We start from the raw sequence: 12965 nt of genomic DNA on the forward strand, positions 1-12965 counted from the left end.
GACTCCTGGGATACTGACGCTCATGCCACGCGTGCTGCTCATAGAGGACGACCCCTCCGTACGGGAAGGGGTCGAGCTCGGTCTGCGTCGGCGCGGCCACGAGGTGCGCGCGGCCGAGACCGGCGAGGCGGGGCTCGCGGCGCTCGGCACCTTCCAGCCCGAACTGGTCCTCCTGGACCTGATGCTGCCCGGCATCAACGGCGTCCAGGTCTGCACCCGCATCCGCGAGACCAGCCAGCTGCCGATCATCATGCTCACCGCGCGCGGCGACGACTTCGACGTCGTGGTGGGCCTGGAGGCGGGCGCCGACGACTACATCGTCAAGCCCGCCCGCACCGAGGTCATCGAGGCCCGCATCCGGGCCGTGCTGCGCCGCCTCGCCGACCCCGGCGGGCGCCCCGGCCTCGAATTCCACGGCGAACTCGCCCTCGACCGGGCCGGGCTCACCGCCGCCAAGTCGGGCGAGCGGCTGCAGCTCGCCCCCTCCGAGCTGAAGCTGCTGCTGCACCTCGCGGCCTCGCCCGAGCAGGTCTTCAGCCGCCAGCAGCTGCTGGAGTCGGTGTGGGAGCACAGCTACCACGGTGACGCGCGGCTCGTGGACGCGTGCGTGCGGCGGCTGCGGAACAAGATCGAGGACGTGTCGGGCAGCCCCCGCTACATCCAGACCGTCCGCGGCTTCGGCTACCGCTTCGGACCGCTGCGGTGATACGTGCGCTCAAACGGCTCGGGCGCATCGGCCTGCGGGCCCGTCTTGTGGCCGCCTTCCTCCTGGTCGCGGTGATCGCCGCGGGCACCACCGCGACCCTGGTCTACCAGGAGGCCCGCTCGGCGATCCTCCAGCAGGCCCAGGACACCGCCGTCGACCAGCTGCGCGAACAGATCGGCGCCCAGAAGGTCACGCTGCCGATGAGCCGCGAGTCCCTGCGCCAGCTGAGCCTCGCCGTGGGCCGCCAGGGCAAGCCGCACCCCTGGTACGTGTACGCCGAGTACGGCACGCTGCGCGCCTCCAACGTCAGCCAGCCCACGTCCGCCCTCCTCACCGAGGAGCTGCGGCGCCGCGCCCGCGCCAACCCGCACGGCACCTTCCAGCGGGTGATGAAGGACGGCCAGCCCTGGCTGACCATGGGCATGCCGGTGCGGCTCGGGGTGGAAGGGATACAGCCCACGCAGCCCAGCGGGATCATGATGTACGCGGTGATGCCGCTCAGCGCCGAGGAGGACACCGTCCAGGCGATGGTCAGCGCCGCCCGCGACGGCGCACTGCCCGCGCTCGCCATCGCCCTGGTGCCCGCGCTGCTCGCCGCCCGCAGCGTGCTGCGGCCGGTGCGCGATCTGCGCCGGGCCGCCAGCAGCATGGGCAAGGGGCGTCTCGACACCCGTATCGAGGTGAAGGGATCGGACGAACTGGCCGATCTGGCCTGGACGTTCAACGAGTCCGCCAAGGAGCTGGAGCGGTCCGTCGAGGAGCTCCAGAAGGCCGAGGCCAGGGCCCGCCGGTTCGCCGCCGACGTCTCGCACGAGCTGCGCACCCCGCTCGCCGGGATGCTCGCCGTCACGGAGGTGCTCGACGAGGACGCCGACCGGCTCGACCCCGACACGGCCGCCGCCGTGCGGCTCGTCTCCGCCGAGACCGGCAAGCTCGCCACGCTCGTCGACGACCTGATGGAGATCTCCCGCTTCGACGCCAAGGCGGCCGCGCTCAACCTCGACGAGGTGGACGTGGCCGAGACCATCGCCAAGACGCTCCAGCGCAGACGGTGGGAGCAGGAGGTCGTCGTCGAACTCCCCGACGGGATACGGGCGATGCTCGACCCCAGGCGCTTCGACATCGTCGTGGCCAACCTCGTCGGCAACGCGCTGCGGCACGGCGCCGCACCGGTCCGGGTGACCCTGCGCACCGAGGAACTCCCCGAGGGCCCCCGGGTGGTGACCGAGGTGCACGACAGCGGCCCAGGGCTCGCCCCGGACGTGCTGCCGCACATCTTCGACCGCTTCTTCAAGGCCGACGCCGCCCGGACCCGCTCGGTGGGCAGCGGCCTGGGCCTCGCCATCACCCTGGAGAACGTCCGGCTGCACGGCGGCACGGTCCGGGCCGCCAACCACCGCGAAGGCGGCGCCGTGTTCACCGTGGCGCTCCCGCTGCGCCCGCCGCTCGCGGAGCCGCTGCCAGGGGAGCCGCTGTCAGGAGAGCCGCTGGCGGGGGAGCCGGTGTCATGAGGCGGTCGAGGACCCGCGCGCTCGCGCTGCTGCTGCCCGCCGTGCTGGCGCCGGCCGCCTGCGGGGTGCGGCCGTCCGGGGTCGTGGAGGTGGGCGACCCGGCGATCGTGCAGACGGTGCCGGACGCCGCCCACGGCGGCGTGGCCGTCTACCTCAAGGGCCCCGACGGAGTGCTGCCCGTCATCCGGGACTCCGGGGAGAAGGAGAAGGCGACCGTGGGCCGGGCCGTCATGACGCTCCTCGACGGGCCCCGGGAGGCCGACCGGGCCGCGGGGCTGACCTCCGAACTGCCCGGCTACTTCGAGGCGATGGCGATCAACGTGGAAGGCACCACCGTACGGATCACGCTGTACCGCCCCGTACGCGACTTCTCCGCCGTGGCCCGCCGGCAGCTGGCCTGCACCGCGGCGCACGCGATGGCGGACAGCGGCGCGGTCAGTGTGGTCCTGAAGGGCAGCGACACCACGCTCGCTCCGGAGCGCTGTCCGTTCTGAGGCGGCCGGGCACTCTTGTCGCGGGCGTCCGGTTGCCGTCACCTTGGTGCGATGAGTGATCTGCCGGACGTCTTCGACCCGCGCCGGTACGCCGCCGGGCCGCCCCACGACGACTACCGGGAGCTGCGCGAGCGGCACCCGGTGGCCTGGCAGGAGGAGTACGAGGTGCTGGGCTGGCCCGCCGGGCCCGGCTTCTGGGCGGTCACCCGGCACGCCGACGTCGTACGGGTGCTGAAGGACCCGGCCACCTACTCCTCCACCCTCGGCGCCACCCAGATCCGCGACCCCGACCCCGACGACCTGCCGTTCATCCGCCGCATGATGCTCAACCAGGATCCCCCGCAGCACGGCAGGCTGCGCCGCCTGGTGAGCCGCGCCTTCACCCCCGGCCGCACCGACCGGTTCGAGGCGGCGGTACGGGCCCGGGCGCGCACCCTGCTGGGCGCGGCCCGCGACGGCGCCGAGGACGGGGTCTTCGACCTGGTCACCGAGGTCACCGACGACTACGCGCTGCTCAACCTCGCGGATCTGCTCGGGGTGCCCGGCAGCGACCGCGGGCTGCTCCTCGAATGGACCGAGCGGGTCATCGGCTACCAGGACCCGGACGAGCCGCCGGTGCTCGGCCCCGACGGGCGGCCGGTCAACCCGCGCTCGCCCGCGATGCTGCGCGAGATGTTCGCGTACGCCCAGGAGCTCGCCGCGTACAAGCGGCGCGAGCCCGCCGACGACATCATGACCTCGCTGGCGCACTCCGAACTGGCCGACGCCGAGCTGGAGATGTTCTTCTTCCTGCTGACCGTGGCGGGCAACGACACCGTGCGCGCCGCCGCGCCCGGCGGCTTCCTGGCGCTGGCCGAACACCCGGACCAGCGGCGGGCGCTGGGCGCGGGCGAAGCCTCCCTGGACACGGCCGTGGACGAGCTGCTGCGGTGGCACCCGCCGGTTCTCACCTTCCGCCGCACCGCCGCCCGGGACACCGTGCTCGCCGGGCAGCGGGTGCGCGCGGGCGACAAGGTGGTGGTCTTCCACGCCTCGGCCAACCACGACGAGCGCGTCTTCACCCGCCCCCAGCGGCTGGACCTGACGCGGACGCCCAACCCCCACGTCTCGTTCGGGGACGGCCCGCACGTCTGCCTCGGCGCCCACTTCGCCCGGCTCCAGCTGCGGGTGCTGCACGAGGAGGCGCTCCGGCTGCTGCCCGGCTACGAGCCCGCCGGGCCGCCGCGCCGACTGGTCTCCAACTTCATCAACGGGGTCAAATCGCTGCCGCTCCGGCTGCCGGGGCCGGGGTCAGGGCCGCGCGGGTGACGTCGGCGACGACCTCCACCACGTCCGGGCCGTACGCCAGGGAGTTGACGACCTTCAGAAGCAGGCAGAACGTGCCGTTGCCGTGTTTGCGGGCCAGCTTCTGGTGGTTGCGGGCGAGATAGCGGGTGGCCGCCTGGTTGGTTATCGCGCGCTGGCCGCAGAACAGGAACACCGGCCGCTGCCCCTGGCCCGCGGTGACCCGGGCGAGGATCACGTACTCGGTGACCCCGCCTTCCACCTGGTACTTCTCCCCGCCGATGGTGAACGCACCCCGGTCCGGGCCGGGCTCGGTGTCCACGTTCATCGTCACCCCCGGCAGCAGGGCGGAGAGGTGCGCGGCCATACGACGGTTCGAGTACGGGCCGCCGAGGCAGAACTCGGTGCGCTCGCCGAAGCCCTGCTGGGTCAGGTCGTGCTGGACGATCCGCGCGTGGGCACCGCAGTCCTTGATGAGCGAGGCGAGTTCGAGGAGCGCGAACACGTCGAACCGGTGCACCGCGCCCTCCGCCCCCGCGTCCCGGTTGACGACGAGCAGGCACTCGGAGTGGGTCGGCAGCCCGAAGAACGCCTGCTTGCGGCGGAGCCTTCGGTTCCAGAGATAGGTGCGGGTGAGCCAGCCCAGGGCGGCGCTGATGCCCGCGGCGACCACTCCCAGCACGATGTTGCGCACGTCGTCGTTCATGGGCGGGCATGTTAGCGGGAGTTCGATGTCGTGTTCGTGTCGCCTTCGCGGACGGTCCTGACGCGACCGCGGGCGCGGCGCTACGCTGCGCGGACATTCGCACCCAGGAGGTACGCATGCGTCGCTCCGCCGTCCGCAGTCTCTCGTTACTGGCCGTCGCCGCGGCCGTGGCGACCTCGGTCGCGGCCGCCCCGCCGAGAACCGCGCCCCCGCCCGTCAAGACGCCCGAGGCGATCGGCTACGGGGGCGCCGTCGCCAGCGTCGACGCGGACGCCACCGCAGCCGGCATCGAGGTCCTCAAGCACGGCGGCAACGCGGTGGACGCCGCCGTCGCCACGGCCGCCGCCCTCGGCGTCACCGAGCCGTACTCGTCGGGCATCGGCGGCGGCGGATACTTCGTCTACTACGACGCGAAGTCCCGCACCGTGCACACCATCGACGGCCGCGAGAGGGCGCCGCACTCCGCGACCTCGTCCCTGTTCCTGGAGAACGGCAAGCCGCTCCCGTTCCCGGACGCGGTGACCAGCGGGCTCAGCGTCGGCACCCCCGGCACCCCGGCCACCTGGGACGCGGCCCTCGACGCCTGGGGCTCCAAGCCGCTGAGCCGCCTCCTCAAGCCCGCGGAGAAGATCGCGCGCGACGGCTTCACGGTGGATGACACCTTCCGCCAGCAGACCGCCGACAACCAGGCGCGGTTCGCCGACTTCCCGGACACCGCCAAGCTCTTCCTGCCCGGCGGACAGCTCCCGGTGGTCGGCTCGAAGCTGAGGAACCCCGATCTCGCCCGCACCTACGAGGAGTTGGGGCGTACGGGCGCGGACGCCGTCTACCGCGGCGACCTGGGGCGCGACATCGTACGGACCGTCCGCAAGCCCCCCGTCGCGGCCGGCTCGGCGCGTGTCGCCCGCCCCGGCGACCTCACCGAGAAGGACCTGCGCTCCTACGCGGTCAAGCACCAGACACCGACGAAGGTGGACTACCGGGGCCTGAAGGTCTACGGCATGGCGCCGTCGTCGTCGGGCGGCACCACGGTCGGCGAGGCGCTGAACATCCTGGAGCACACCGACCTGTCGAAGGCGTCCGAGGCCCGGTATCTGCACCGCTACATCGAGGCGACCCGGGTGGCCTTCGCGGACCGGGGCCGCTGGGTGGGCGACCCGGCCTTCGAGGACGTACCGACCAAGGGGCTGCTCTCGCGGAAGTTCGCGGACTCGCGGGCCTGCCTCATCAGCGACACCAAGGCCCTGACCAGCCCGCTGGCGCCCGGCGACCCCCGCCACCCGGCGCCCTGCGCCACCTCCGGCCAGGCCTCGCCCACCACGTACGAGGGTGAGAACACCACGCATCTGACGGTGGCCGACAAGTGGGGCGACATCGTCTCGTACACCCTCACCATCGAGCAGACCGGCGGCAGCGGCATCACGGTGCCCGGCCGGGGCTTCCTGCTCAACAACGAGCTGACGGACTTCTCGTTCGCCCCGGCGAACCCGGCCGTCCACGACCCGAACCTGCCGGGGCCCGGCAAGCGGCCGCGCTCGTCCATGTCGCCGACGATCGTCCTCGACGCTCATGGCAGGCCGGTGCTCGCGCTCGGCTCGCCGGGCGGCGCGACCATCATCACCACGGTGCTCCAGTCCCTCGTCGGGCACCTCGACCGGGGCCTGCCGCTGGTCGACGCCATCGCGGCCCCGCGCGCCAGCCAGCGCAACGCGGCGGCGACCGAGCTGGAGCCCGGGCTCTACAACAGCCCGCTGAAGGCCCAACTGGAGGCGCTGGGACACAAGTTCACGCTCAACCCGATGATCGGCGCGGCGACCGGGGTGGAGCGGCTCGGTGACGGCCGCTGGGTGGCGGCGGCCGAGAAGGTCCGGCGCGGTGGCGGTTCGGCGATGGTGGTGCGCCCAGCTGGGTGACACTTCGTCAGAACCCGTCCGCCGGTCGGGTGAAGCGGGCGCGGCCCTCGTCCCGGTGGGGACGGGGGCCGCGTTTCATTTCATGTGACCAGTATTGACGCGCTCATGCAGACGGGCCAGATTGTTCGGGTCAGGTAAGGAAACTTTCCTAACAGAAGGGTGCCCCCACGTGCGTACTCGAACGCTCGCCCTCGCCGCCGCCTTTGGTGCCACGCTGCTGGCCACCGCCGCCCTCCCCGCCACCGCACTGAACACGGCCGCCGCGACCGGTTCCCCCACCCGTACCGAGGAGGGTTCGGTCGGCGCGGCCGAACTGCTGGCCAAGGTGACGACCTGTTCGCAGATCTCCAGCGGCAAGTACCGGACCGACAGCGAGACCGCCGCGACGGTCCCGGTCTGCGGCAAGAACGGCGCCGTGTTCTGGAAGGCCGACCTGGATGTCGACTGCGACGGCCAGACCACCACCGCCTGCAACCGCGGCACCGACCCGTGGTTCCAGGGCGACACCGCCTTCCACCAGTCCGACGGCAAACCGCTGAGCGCCGAGAAGCTGCCGTACGTCGTCGTGCCGAGCTCCAGCTCGATCTGGAACTACTCCTCGGCCGGGATAAAGGGCGGTGGTGTGGTCGCCGTCATCTACAAGAACAGGGTCGAGTACGCGGTGGTCGGCGACACCGGCCCCTCCAAGATCATCGGTGAGGCGTCCTACGCCACCGCCAAGGCGCTGGGGATAAACCCCGACCCGGCCACCGGCGGGGCCGAGTCCGGCGTCACGTACATCCTCTTCAAGAACTCGCGGGCGAAGCCGATCGAGAGCCACAGCGCGGCGGTCTCCCTCGGCGACGAGCTGGCCAGACAGTTCGTGGCCGCCAACTGAGCGGGTGCGGGCCGCCCGCGCCGTGCCGGGCGGCCCGCGTGCGTGTCACTTCGGCGGACACACCTTCCACGAGAAGTGGTAGATGGTGTTGATGCTGGCGTCGGTCGAGTCCATGCTGATGAAGCTGGTGGTGTTGGTCGTGTCGGAGGTGCCGCCCCCGGCCCGCAGTTCGGTGTTGATGTTCAGATAGCGCTCCTCACCGCAGGGCTTGTAGACGAGGGCGGAGACGTCCGTGGTGTCGTTGGTCTGCCAGTCGTCGGAGAACGGACCCTTGAACGGGTGCGTGGCGGAGGCAGTCTGGGACATGCCCTGGAAGTAGTAGTTCGCCCGCTCCTGCGCGGTGGCGCCCTTCTCCAGATGGGCGAAGCCGCGGTAGTCGGCCGAGGCGATCGCGTAGGTGAAGCCCTGCGGGACGTGGACGTTCAGCGCCAGCTGGCAGTTCTTTCTGATGTCGGTCGGCGAGGAGCCCTTGCCGACCTGTGCCGTGTAGGTGCTGTACGTGACGGTGAACGCGGTGTTGTCGGGTGAGACCGCGACGGCCGCCGTACCCGCCGGACACCCCGAGCCGTTGACGGTCACGAGGTCGATCACGATCTTGTCGGGCGGCGGGGTGCCCCAGCCGCCGGGGGAGTGGGCGGAGGCGCTGAGCGGGGCGGCCAGCAGAACGGCGGACGCGCCGCCGATGGCCAGTGCGTTGAACATGACGCTCCCTTCGGGTCATGTCGCCAGCCCGGGTTCTCCTGTGGGGGGTTGGCGGGACCATGACAGCAGAACGTCACCTTCCGGTACAGGTACGGACCAGCCAGCGTGAGGCCGTTTCGGGGGGCGTCTTCTGGCCCGAACCGGGCGCCCGGTTCGGGCCAAAAAGCTGTGCCTCACGCTGTCATGACGGAACGTCAATGAAGGGTGCGGCTCACACAAGCGTCAGAATCCGCGGCCCGGAGTCCGTGATGGCCACCGTGTGCTCGGTGTGGGCCGCGCGGACGCCGGTGACCGTGCGCAGGGTCCAGCCGTCCGGGGCCGGGTAGTACCCGTCGGTGCCGTCCGCGATCAGCATCGGCTCGATCGCCAGGACCATGCCGTGCCGCAGGGTCATGCCCCGGCCCGGGCGGCCCTCGTTGGGCACCCCCGGGTCCTCGTGCATCTCTCGGCCGATGCCGTGGCCGCCGAAGTCCTCCGGGATGCCGTATCCGGCGCCCCGGCACACCGTGCCGATCGCGTGCGCGATGTCGCCGATGCGGTTGCCCACGGTGGCGGCCGCGATGCCCGCCTCCAGCGCCTCGTACGCCGTCGATATCAGCCGGACGTCCTCGCTCCGCGCCCGGCCCACCGTGAAGCTGATCGCCGAGTCCCCGGCCCAGCCGTCCAGGACCGCGCCGAAGTCGACGCTGACCAGGTCGCCGTCGCGCAGCCGGTAGCCGTCCGGGACGCCGTGCACGATGGCGTCGTTGACGGAGACGCAGGCGACGGCGGGGAACGGTACCGGCGCGAAGTCCGGGTGATAGCCGAGGAACGGCGAGGAGGCGCCCGCCGCGCGCAGTACCTCATGGGCCGCGGTGTCGAGGTCCAGCAGGCTCACGCCCACGTCCGCCGCGTCCCGCGCCGCGGCGAGCGCCCGCGCGACCACCCGCCCGGCCTCCCGCATCGCGTCCATCTGTGCGTCCGTCTTGATCTCTACCATTCCAATTACTATACCGGTCGGGTGGAGCGGTCACGCAGACGGCCATACGGGTGACACGGGCTGAGGCGAGGTCAGAGGGCTTCCAGGACCGTGGCGTTGGCGAGTCCGCCCGCCTCGCACATGGTCTGGAGGGCGTACCGCGCCCCGCGCAGCCGCATGGAGTGCACCAGCGTGGTCATCAGCCGGGTGCCGCTGGCGCCCAGCGGGTGGCCGAGCGCGATCGCGCCGCCCTGCACGTTGACCTTCGCGGGGTCGGCGCCGGTCTCCTGCTGCCAGGCGAGCACCACGCTCGCGAAGGCCTCGTTGACCTCGAAGAGGTCGATGTCGCCGAGGCCGAGTCCGGCCTTGCGCAGCACCTTTTCTGTCGCGGGGATGACTCCGGTGAGCATGAGGACCGGGTCGGAGCCGGTCACCGCGAAACTGTGCAGCCGGGCGAGCGGGCGCAGCCCGAGCTTCGCCGCGGTCTCGCTGGAGGTGATCAGGACGGCGGAGGCGCCGTCGTTCGTGGGGCTGCTGTTGCCCGCCGTCACCGACCAGTCGATCTGCGGGAACCGCTCGGCGAAGTGCGGGTCGACGAAGGAGGGCTTCAGCCCGGCGAGGATCTCCGGGGTCGTCGTGGGACGTACGGACTCGTCCCGCGTCAGCCCGGCGATCGGCGCGGTCTCGGCGTCGAAGAGCCCGGCGTCCCAGGCCGCGGCGGCCTTCTGGTGCGAGGCGGTGGCGAACTCGTCCATCCGCTCGCGCCCGATCGACCACTTCGCCGCGATCAGCTCGGCGCTGATGCCCTGCGGGACGAGGCCCTCCGGGAAGCGGGCGGCCACGCCCGGGCCGAACGGGTCCTTGCCGGCCGGTACGTTCGACCACATCGGCACCCGGCTCATCGACTCCACCCCGCACGCCACGACCAGGTCGTACGCCCCCGAGATCACGCCCTGGGCGGCGAAGTGGACGGCCTGCTGCGAGGAGCCGCACTGGCGGTCCACGGTCGTCGCGGGGACGGTGTCGGGGAACCCGGCGGAGAGCCAGGCGTACCGGGTGGTGTTCATGGCCTGCTCGCCGACCTGGTCGACGGTGCCGCCGATCACGTCGTCGACCAGCGCCGGGTCGACACCGCTGCGCTCGACGAGGGCGCGCAGGGTGTGGGCGAGCAGTTCTACGGGGTGTGTCTGGGAGAGCGCCCCGCCCGGCTTTCCCTTTCCTGTCGGGGTACGGACGGCTTCCACGATCACGGCGTCACGCATCGCGTGCTCCTCGGTTCCGCTCGGGTCCCACCCGCGCTACCGGCGAGTAGGTTGGAAAAGTGGATTCACTGTAACTCGCTGGGTTGGAAAATCCAATGCACTGGTGATCCTGGCTTACCGTGGAACCATGACGACGTCGCACAAGAACTCCCGGCCCTGCTCGATCGCCGACGCGCTGGCGGTCGTGGGGGAGAAGTACGCGCTGCTCGTCCTGCGCGAGGTCTTCTTCGGTGTGCACCGCTTCGACGCGATCGCCCGCAACGTGGGCGCCCCCCGCGACATCCTCACCGCCCGGCTGCGCCGGCTCGTCGACGCGGGCGTCCTGGAGAAGGTGCTCTACAACGAGCGCCCGCCGCGGTACGAGTACCGGGCCACCGAGGCGGGTCAGGAGCTGCGCCCGGTGCTGCTGATGCTGATGCGCTGGGGCGACCGCCACCTGGCGGATGTGCCGCCCACGGTGTGGCGGCACTCGTGCGGGGCGGATCTGGACCCGGCGATCATGTGCCGGTCCTGCGGGGAGGAGGTCCATCGGCGGGATGTGGACCCGCGGTTCCAGGTGCCGGGGTGGACGGCGGAGGGGGCGGAGTTCCCGTAGGGGGGCGGGGTGGGGTGCGCACGGCCCCCTCGCGGGCCGACTTCCGTAGTGGGGTGCGCACAGCACTTTCAGGGGCGCGGGGAACTGCGCGACCAGCCACGCACGGTCCGCAGACGAATCGCCACCGGCGAAGTGCTTACGCCGCCAGCGGCGTGCAGTGTCCCGCGACCTCGTCCAGCGAGAGGCCGAGCACGGAGGCGAGCGCGGCCACGGTGAAGAACGCCGGGGTCGGCGCGCGGCCGGTCTCGATCTTCCGCAGGGTCTCGGCGGAGAGACCGGCGGCCGCGGCGACCTCGCTCATGCTGCGCCCGTCGCGCGCGGCCCGCAGCAACCGGCCGAGCCGTTCGCCGCGCTCGCGCTCTTCGGGGGTGAGGGGGGTGCGGACCATGAGGGCGAGTCTAGTCCCGTACCCCCTTCGTTCGTCTGCGGACCGTGGCTGGCTGGGCGCGCAGTTCCCCGCGCCCCTAAGGGGGCCGTGCCGGATCCGGGAGGCTCAGCGGAGGGGGCCGTGCTTGAGCCGGGGGGTTCGGTGGAGGGGGCCGTGCTTGAGCCGGGGGGCTCGGCTGAGGGGGACGTGACCCGGAACCGGGGGGCTCGGCTCAGGGGTGGACGTGTCCGAGCCGGGGGGGTCGGCTGAAGGGGACGTGTCTGAGCCGGGCGGCCCGGTCGGCCCAATAGATTCTGCGGGCGGGGCCGACCGGCGCCACCGTGGAAAACGTGTTCAAGCCGCCCACCCAGGCCTGGCCCCGCCGCGCCGCCGCCCTCGCGCTCGCCGCCGCCCTCACCGCCTGCGCCCCCGCTTCCCGCGTCTCCGCGACCGTTGACCAGGGCGCCGTCACCGCCTTCCGTCACCCGGGCGTGGTGATCGGCAAGAGTCAGCTGGACGCCGTACGAAAGCGGGTGCGGGACGGCCGGGAGCCGTGGCGCTCGGCGTACGAGAAGATGCGGACCAGCCGGTACGGCTCGCTCGCGTACACCGCGCACCCCGCCGAGGTCGTGCCCTGTCCGCCGAACGCCGGGCCGCCCTCGTGTCTGGCCGAGCGCGAGGACGCGATCGCCGCGTACACCCAGGCGCTCCTCTGGTCCGTCGGCGGCGACGAGGCGCACGCCCGCAAGGCCGTCGAGATCATGGACGGCTGGTCGAAGGTGATGAAGGAGCACACCGAGGGCAACGCGGGCCTGCAGACCGCCTGGGCGGGCTCCTCCTGGGCGCGCGCCGCCGACATCGTGCACGCGGGCTACCCGAAGTGGGGCGCCGCCGACGTCCAGCGCTTCAAGTGGATGCTGCGCAAGGCCTATCTGCCCGCCTTGACCGCCAAGGTCCCCGACTACAACGGCAACTGGGAACTGGCGATGACCGACGCGGCCATCGGGATCGCGGTGTTCGTGGAGGACCGCGAGCTGTTCACCGAGTCCCTGGCCCGCTACCGGGCGCGGGTCCCCGCGTACTTCTACCTGGGCTCCGACGGGAAGCTGCCCAAACCGCCGCCCGGCGGCACCATGAACACCCCGGAGAAGCTGGCCACGTACTGGTTCGGCCAGCGCACGTACGCCGACGGGCTCGGCCAGGAGACCTGCCGCAACTTCATGCACATCGGCTATTCGCTGGCCGCCTCCGGGCACATCGCGGAGACCGCGTGGCAGCAGGGCGTCGACCTGTACGGGCCGACGGCCGAGCGGCTGCGCGCCGCCCTGGAGTTCCACGCCCGCTACCAGCTGGGCGAGGCGGCCCCGCCGTGGCTGTGCGGCGGCAAGGTGGAGCGCACGATGGGCCCGGACGTGGAGGTCGCCCTCAACCATCTGCGCAACCGGATGCACCTGAAGCTCCCCGAGACCGAGAAGCTCGCCGAGCGCATGCGCCCGGCGGGGACCGACGACCTGTTCGTGGCCTGGGAGACGCTGACGCACGCGGACAACCCCGGGCGGGGATCGGCGGTGTGACGGGCGCGGGGCGCGC

The 12965-nt window shown here is 72.1% G+C and carries 13 protein-coding genes; 8 read left to right on the plus strand and 5 right to left on the minus strand.

Translation table 11 applies throughout. The annotated features are described in order from the left end of the window. The first annotated feature begins 22 nt into the window (after window positions 1-22). Genes BX283_RS31565 through BX283_RS31580 form a run of 4 tightly spaced genes read left to right on the plus strand, consistent with a single transcriptional unit; the run spans window position 23 to window position 4019 of the window. On the plus strand, window positions 23-706 hold the full coding sequence (locus BX283_RS31565) for a response regulator transcription factor (protein ID WP_101390838.1): 684 nt from the start codon (window positions 23-25) through the stop codon (window positions 704-706). Beyond that, window positions 703-2217: an ATP-binding protein gene (locus BX283_RS31570; RefSeq protein ID WP_257583979.1), complete on the plus strand. Its 1515-nt coding sequence runs from the start codon at window positions 703-705 to the stop codon at window positions 2215-2217. Before BX283_RS31565 ends, BX283_RS31570 begins: the two co-directional genes overlap by 4 nt. Next, a complete protein-coding gene (locus BX283_RS31575) occupies window positions 2214-2711 on the plus strand; it encodes a hypothetical protein (RefSeq protein ID WP_101390840.1) in 498 nt (165 codons plus the stop codon). The genes BX283_RS31570 and BX283_RS31575 overlap by 4 nt, the downstream gene beginning before the upstream one ends. Before the next feature lie 51 nt (window positions 2712-2762). Further along, complete coding sequence (locus BX283_RS31580) at window positions 2763-4019, plus strand: cytochrome P450 (RefSeq protein ID WP_101390841.1); 1257 nt, start codon at window positions 2763-2765, stop codon at window positions 4017-4019. Here BX283_RS31580 and BX283_RS31585 read toward each other — a convergent pair. Beyond that, window positions 3967-4701, minus strand: a complete 735-nt coding sequence (locus BX283_RS31585; protein ID WP_101390842.1) for a hypothetical protein — start codon at window positions 4699-4701, stop codon at window positions 3967-3969. The two genes, BX283_RS31580 and BX283_RS31585, sit on opposite strands and share 53 nt — an antisense overlap. A gap of 116 nt (window positions 4702-4817) precedes the next feature. Here BX283_RS31585 and ggt point away from each other — a divergent pair, with 116 nt between their 5' ends. Both ggt and BX283_RS31595 read left to right on the plus strand, forming a co-directional pair. Next, on the plus strand, window positions 4818-6614 hold the full coding sequence (ggt, locus tag BX283_RS31590; protein WP_101390843.1) for a gamma-glutamyltransferase: 1797 nt from the start codon (window positions 4818-4820) through the stop codon (window positions 6612-6614). A 169-nt stretch (window positions 6615-6783) separates the two neighbouring features. Next, a complete protein-coding gene (locus BX283_RS31595) occupies window positions 6784-7491 on the plus strand; it encodes a glycoside hydrolase family 75 protein (protein WP_101390844.1) in 708 nt (235 codons plus the stop codon). Between the two features lie 45 nt (window positions 7492-7536). Here BX283_RS31595 and BX283_RS31600 read toward each other — a convergent pair whose 3' ends face one another. The 3 genes from BX283_RS31600 to BX283_RS31610 all read right to left on the minus strand — a co-directional run bounded on the left by BX283_RS31600 (window position 7537) and on the right by BX283_RS31610 (window position 10413). Then, window positions 7537-8193, minus strand: a complete 657-nt coding sequence (locus tag BX283_RS31600) for a DUF4360 domain-containing protein (protein WP_101390845.1) — start codon at window positions 8191-8193, stop codon at window positions 7537-7539. 211 nt (window positions 8194-8404) lie between these two features. Continuing rightward, a complete protein-coding gene (gene map / locus BX283_RS31605) occupies window positions 8405-9172 on the minus strand; it encodes a type I methionyl aminopeptidase (protein WP_101390846.1) in 768 nt (255 codons plus the stop codon). Between the two features lie 71 nt (window positions 9173-9243). Continuing rightward, on the minus strand, window positions 9244-10413 hold the full coding sequence (locus BX283_RS31610; RefSeq protein ID WP_101390847.1) for a thiolase family protein: 1170 nt from the start codon (window positions 10411-10413) through the stop codon (window positions 9244-9246). A 127-nt stretch (window positions 10414-10540) separates the two neighbouring features. On the opposite strand from BX283_RS31610, the gene BX283_RS31615 reads away from it, so the two are divergent. Next, window positions 10541-11008, plus strand: a complete 468-nt coding sequence (locus tag BX283_RS31615; RefSeq protein ID WP_101390848.1) for a helix-turn-helix domain-containing protein — start codon at window positions 10541-10543, stop codon at window positions 11006-11008. Between the two features lie 136 nt (window positions 11009-11144). Here BX283_RS31615 and BX283_RS31620 read toward each other — a convergent pair whose 3' ends face one another. Next, window positions 11145-11396, minus strand: coding sequence for a helix-turn-helix domain-containing protein (locus BX283_RS31620; RefSeq protein WP_101390849.1), 252 nt, complete (start codon window positions 11394-11396; stop codon window positions 11145-11147). Window positions 11397-11725: 329 nt separating this feature from the next. Here BX283_RS31620 and BX283_RS31625 point away from each other — a divergent pair, with 329 nt between their 5' ends. Next, on the plus strand, window positions 11726-12949 hold the full coding sequence (locus BX283_RS31625; protein ID WP_101390850.1) for an alginate lyase family protein: 1224 nt from the start codon (window positions 11726-11728) through the stop codon (window positions 12947-12949). Window positions 12950-12965 lie beyond the last annotated feature (16 nt).

This window comes from Streptomyces sp. TLI_146 (assembly GCF_002846415.1).
Taxonomy (GTDB): Bacteria; Actinomycetota; Actinomycetes; order Streptomycetales; family Streptomycetaceae; genus Streptomyces.

What these genes read in the sequence shown, in the direction of transcription:
- BX283_RS31565 (WP_101390838.1), top strand. Translation starts at nt 23, where the DNA reads ATGCCACGCGTGCTGCTCATAGAGGACGACCCCTCCGTACGGGAAGGG.
- BX283_RS31575 (WP_101390840.1), top strand. Translation starts at nt 2,214, where the DNA reads ATGAGGCGGTCGAGGACCCGCGCGCTCGCGCTGCTGCTGCCCGCCGTG.
- BX283_RS31580 (WP_101390841.1), top strand. Translation starts at nt 2,763, where the DNA reads ATGAGTGATCTGCCGGACGTCTTCGACCCGCGCCGGTACGCCGCCGGG.
- BX283_RS31585 (WP_101390842.1), bottom strand. Translation starts at nt 4,701, where the DNA reads ATGAACGACGACGTGCGCAACATCGTGCTGGGAGTGGTCGCCGCGGGC.
- ggt (WP_101390843.1), top strand. Translation starts at nt 4,818, where the DNA reads ATGCGTCGCTCCGCCGTCCGCAGTCTCTCGTTACTGGCCGTCGCCGCG.
- BX283_RS31600 (WP_101390845.1), bottom strand. Translation starts at nt 8,193, where the DNA reads ATGTTCAACGCACTGGCCATCGGCGGCGCGTCCGCCGTTCTGCTGGCC.
- map (WP_101390846.1), bottom strand. Translation starts at nt 9,172, where the DNA reads ATGGTAGAGATCAAGACGGACGCACAGATGGACGCGATGCGGGAGGCC.
- BX283_RS31610 (WP_101390847.1), bottom strand. Translation starts at nt 10,413, where the DNA reads ATGCGTGACGCCGTGATCGTGGAAGCCGTCCGTACCCCGACAGGAAAG.
- BX283_RS31615 (WP_101390848.1), top strand. Translation starts at nt 10,541, where the DNA reads ATGACGACGTCGCACAAGAACTCCCGGCCCTGCTCGATCGCCGACGCG.
- BX283_RS31620 (WP_101390849.1), bottom strand. Translation starts at nt 11,396, where the DNA reads ATGGTCCGCACCCCCCTCACCCCCGAAGAGCGCGAGCGCGGCGAACGG.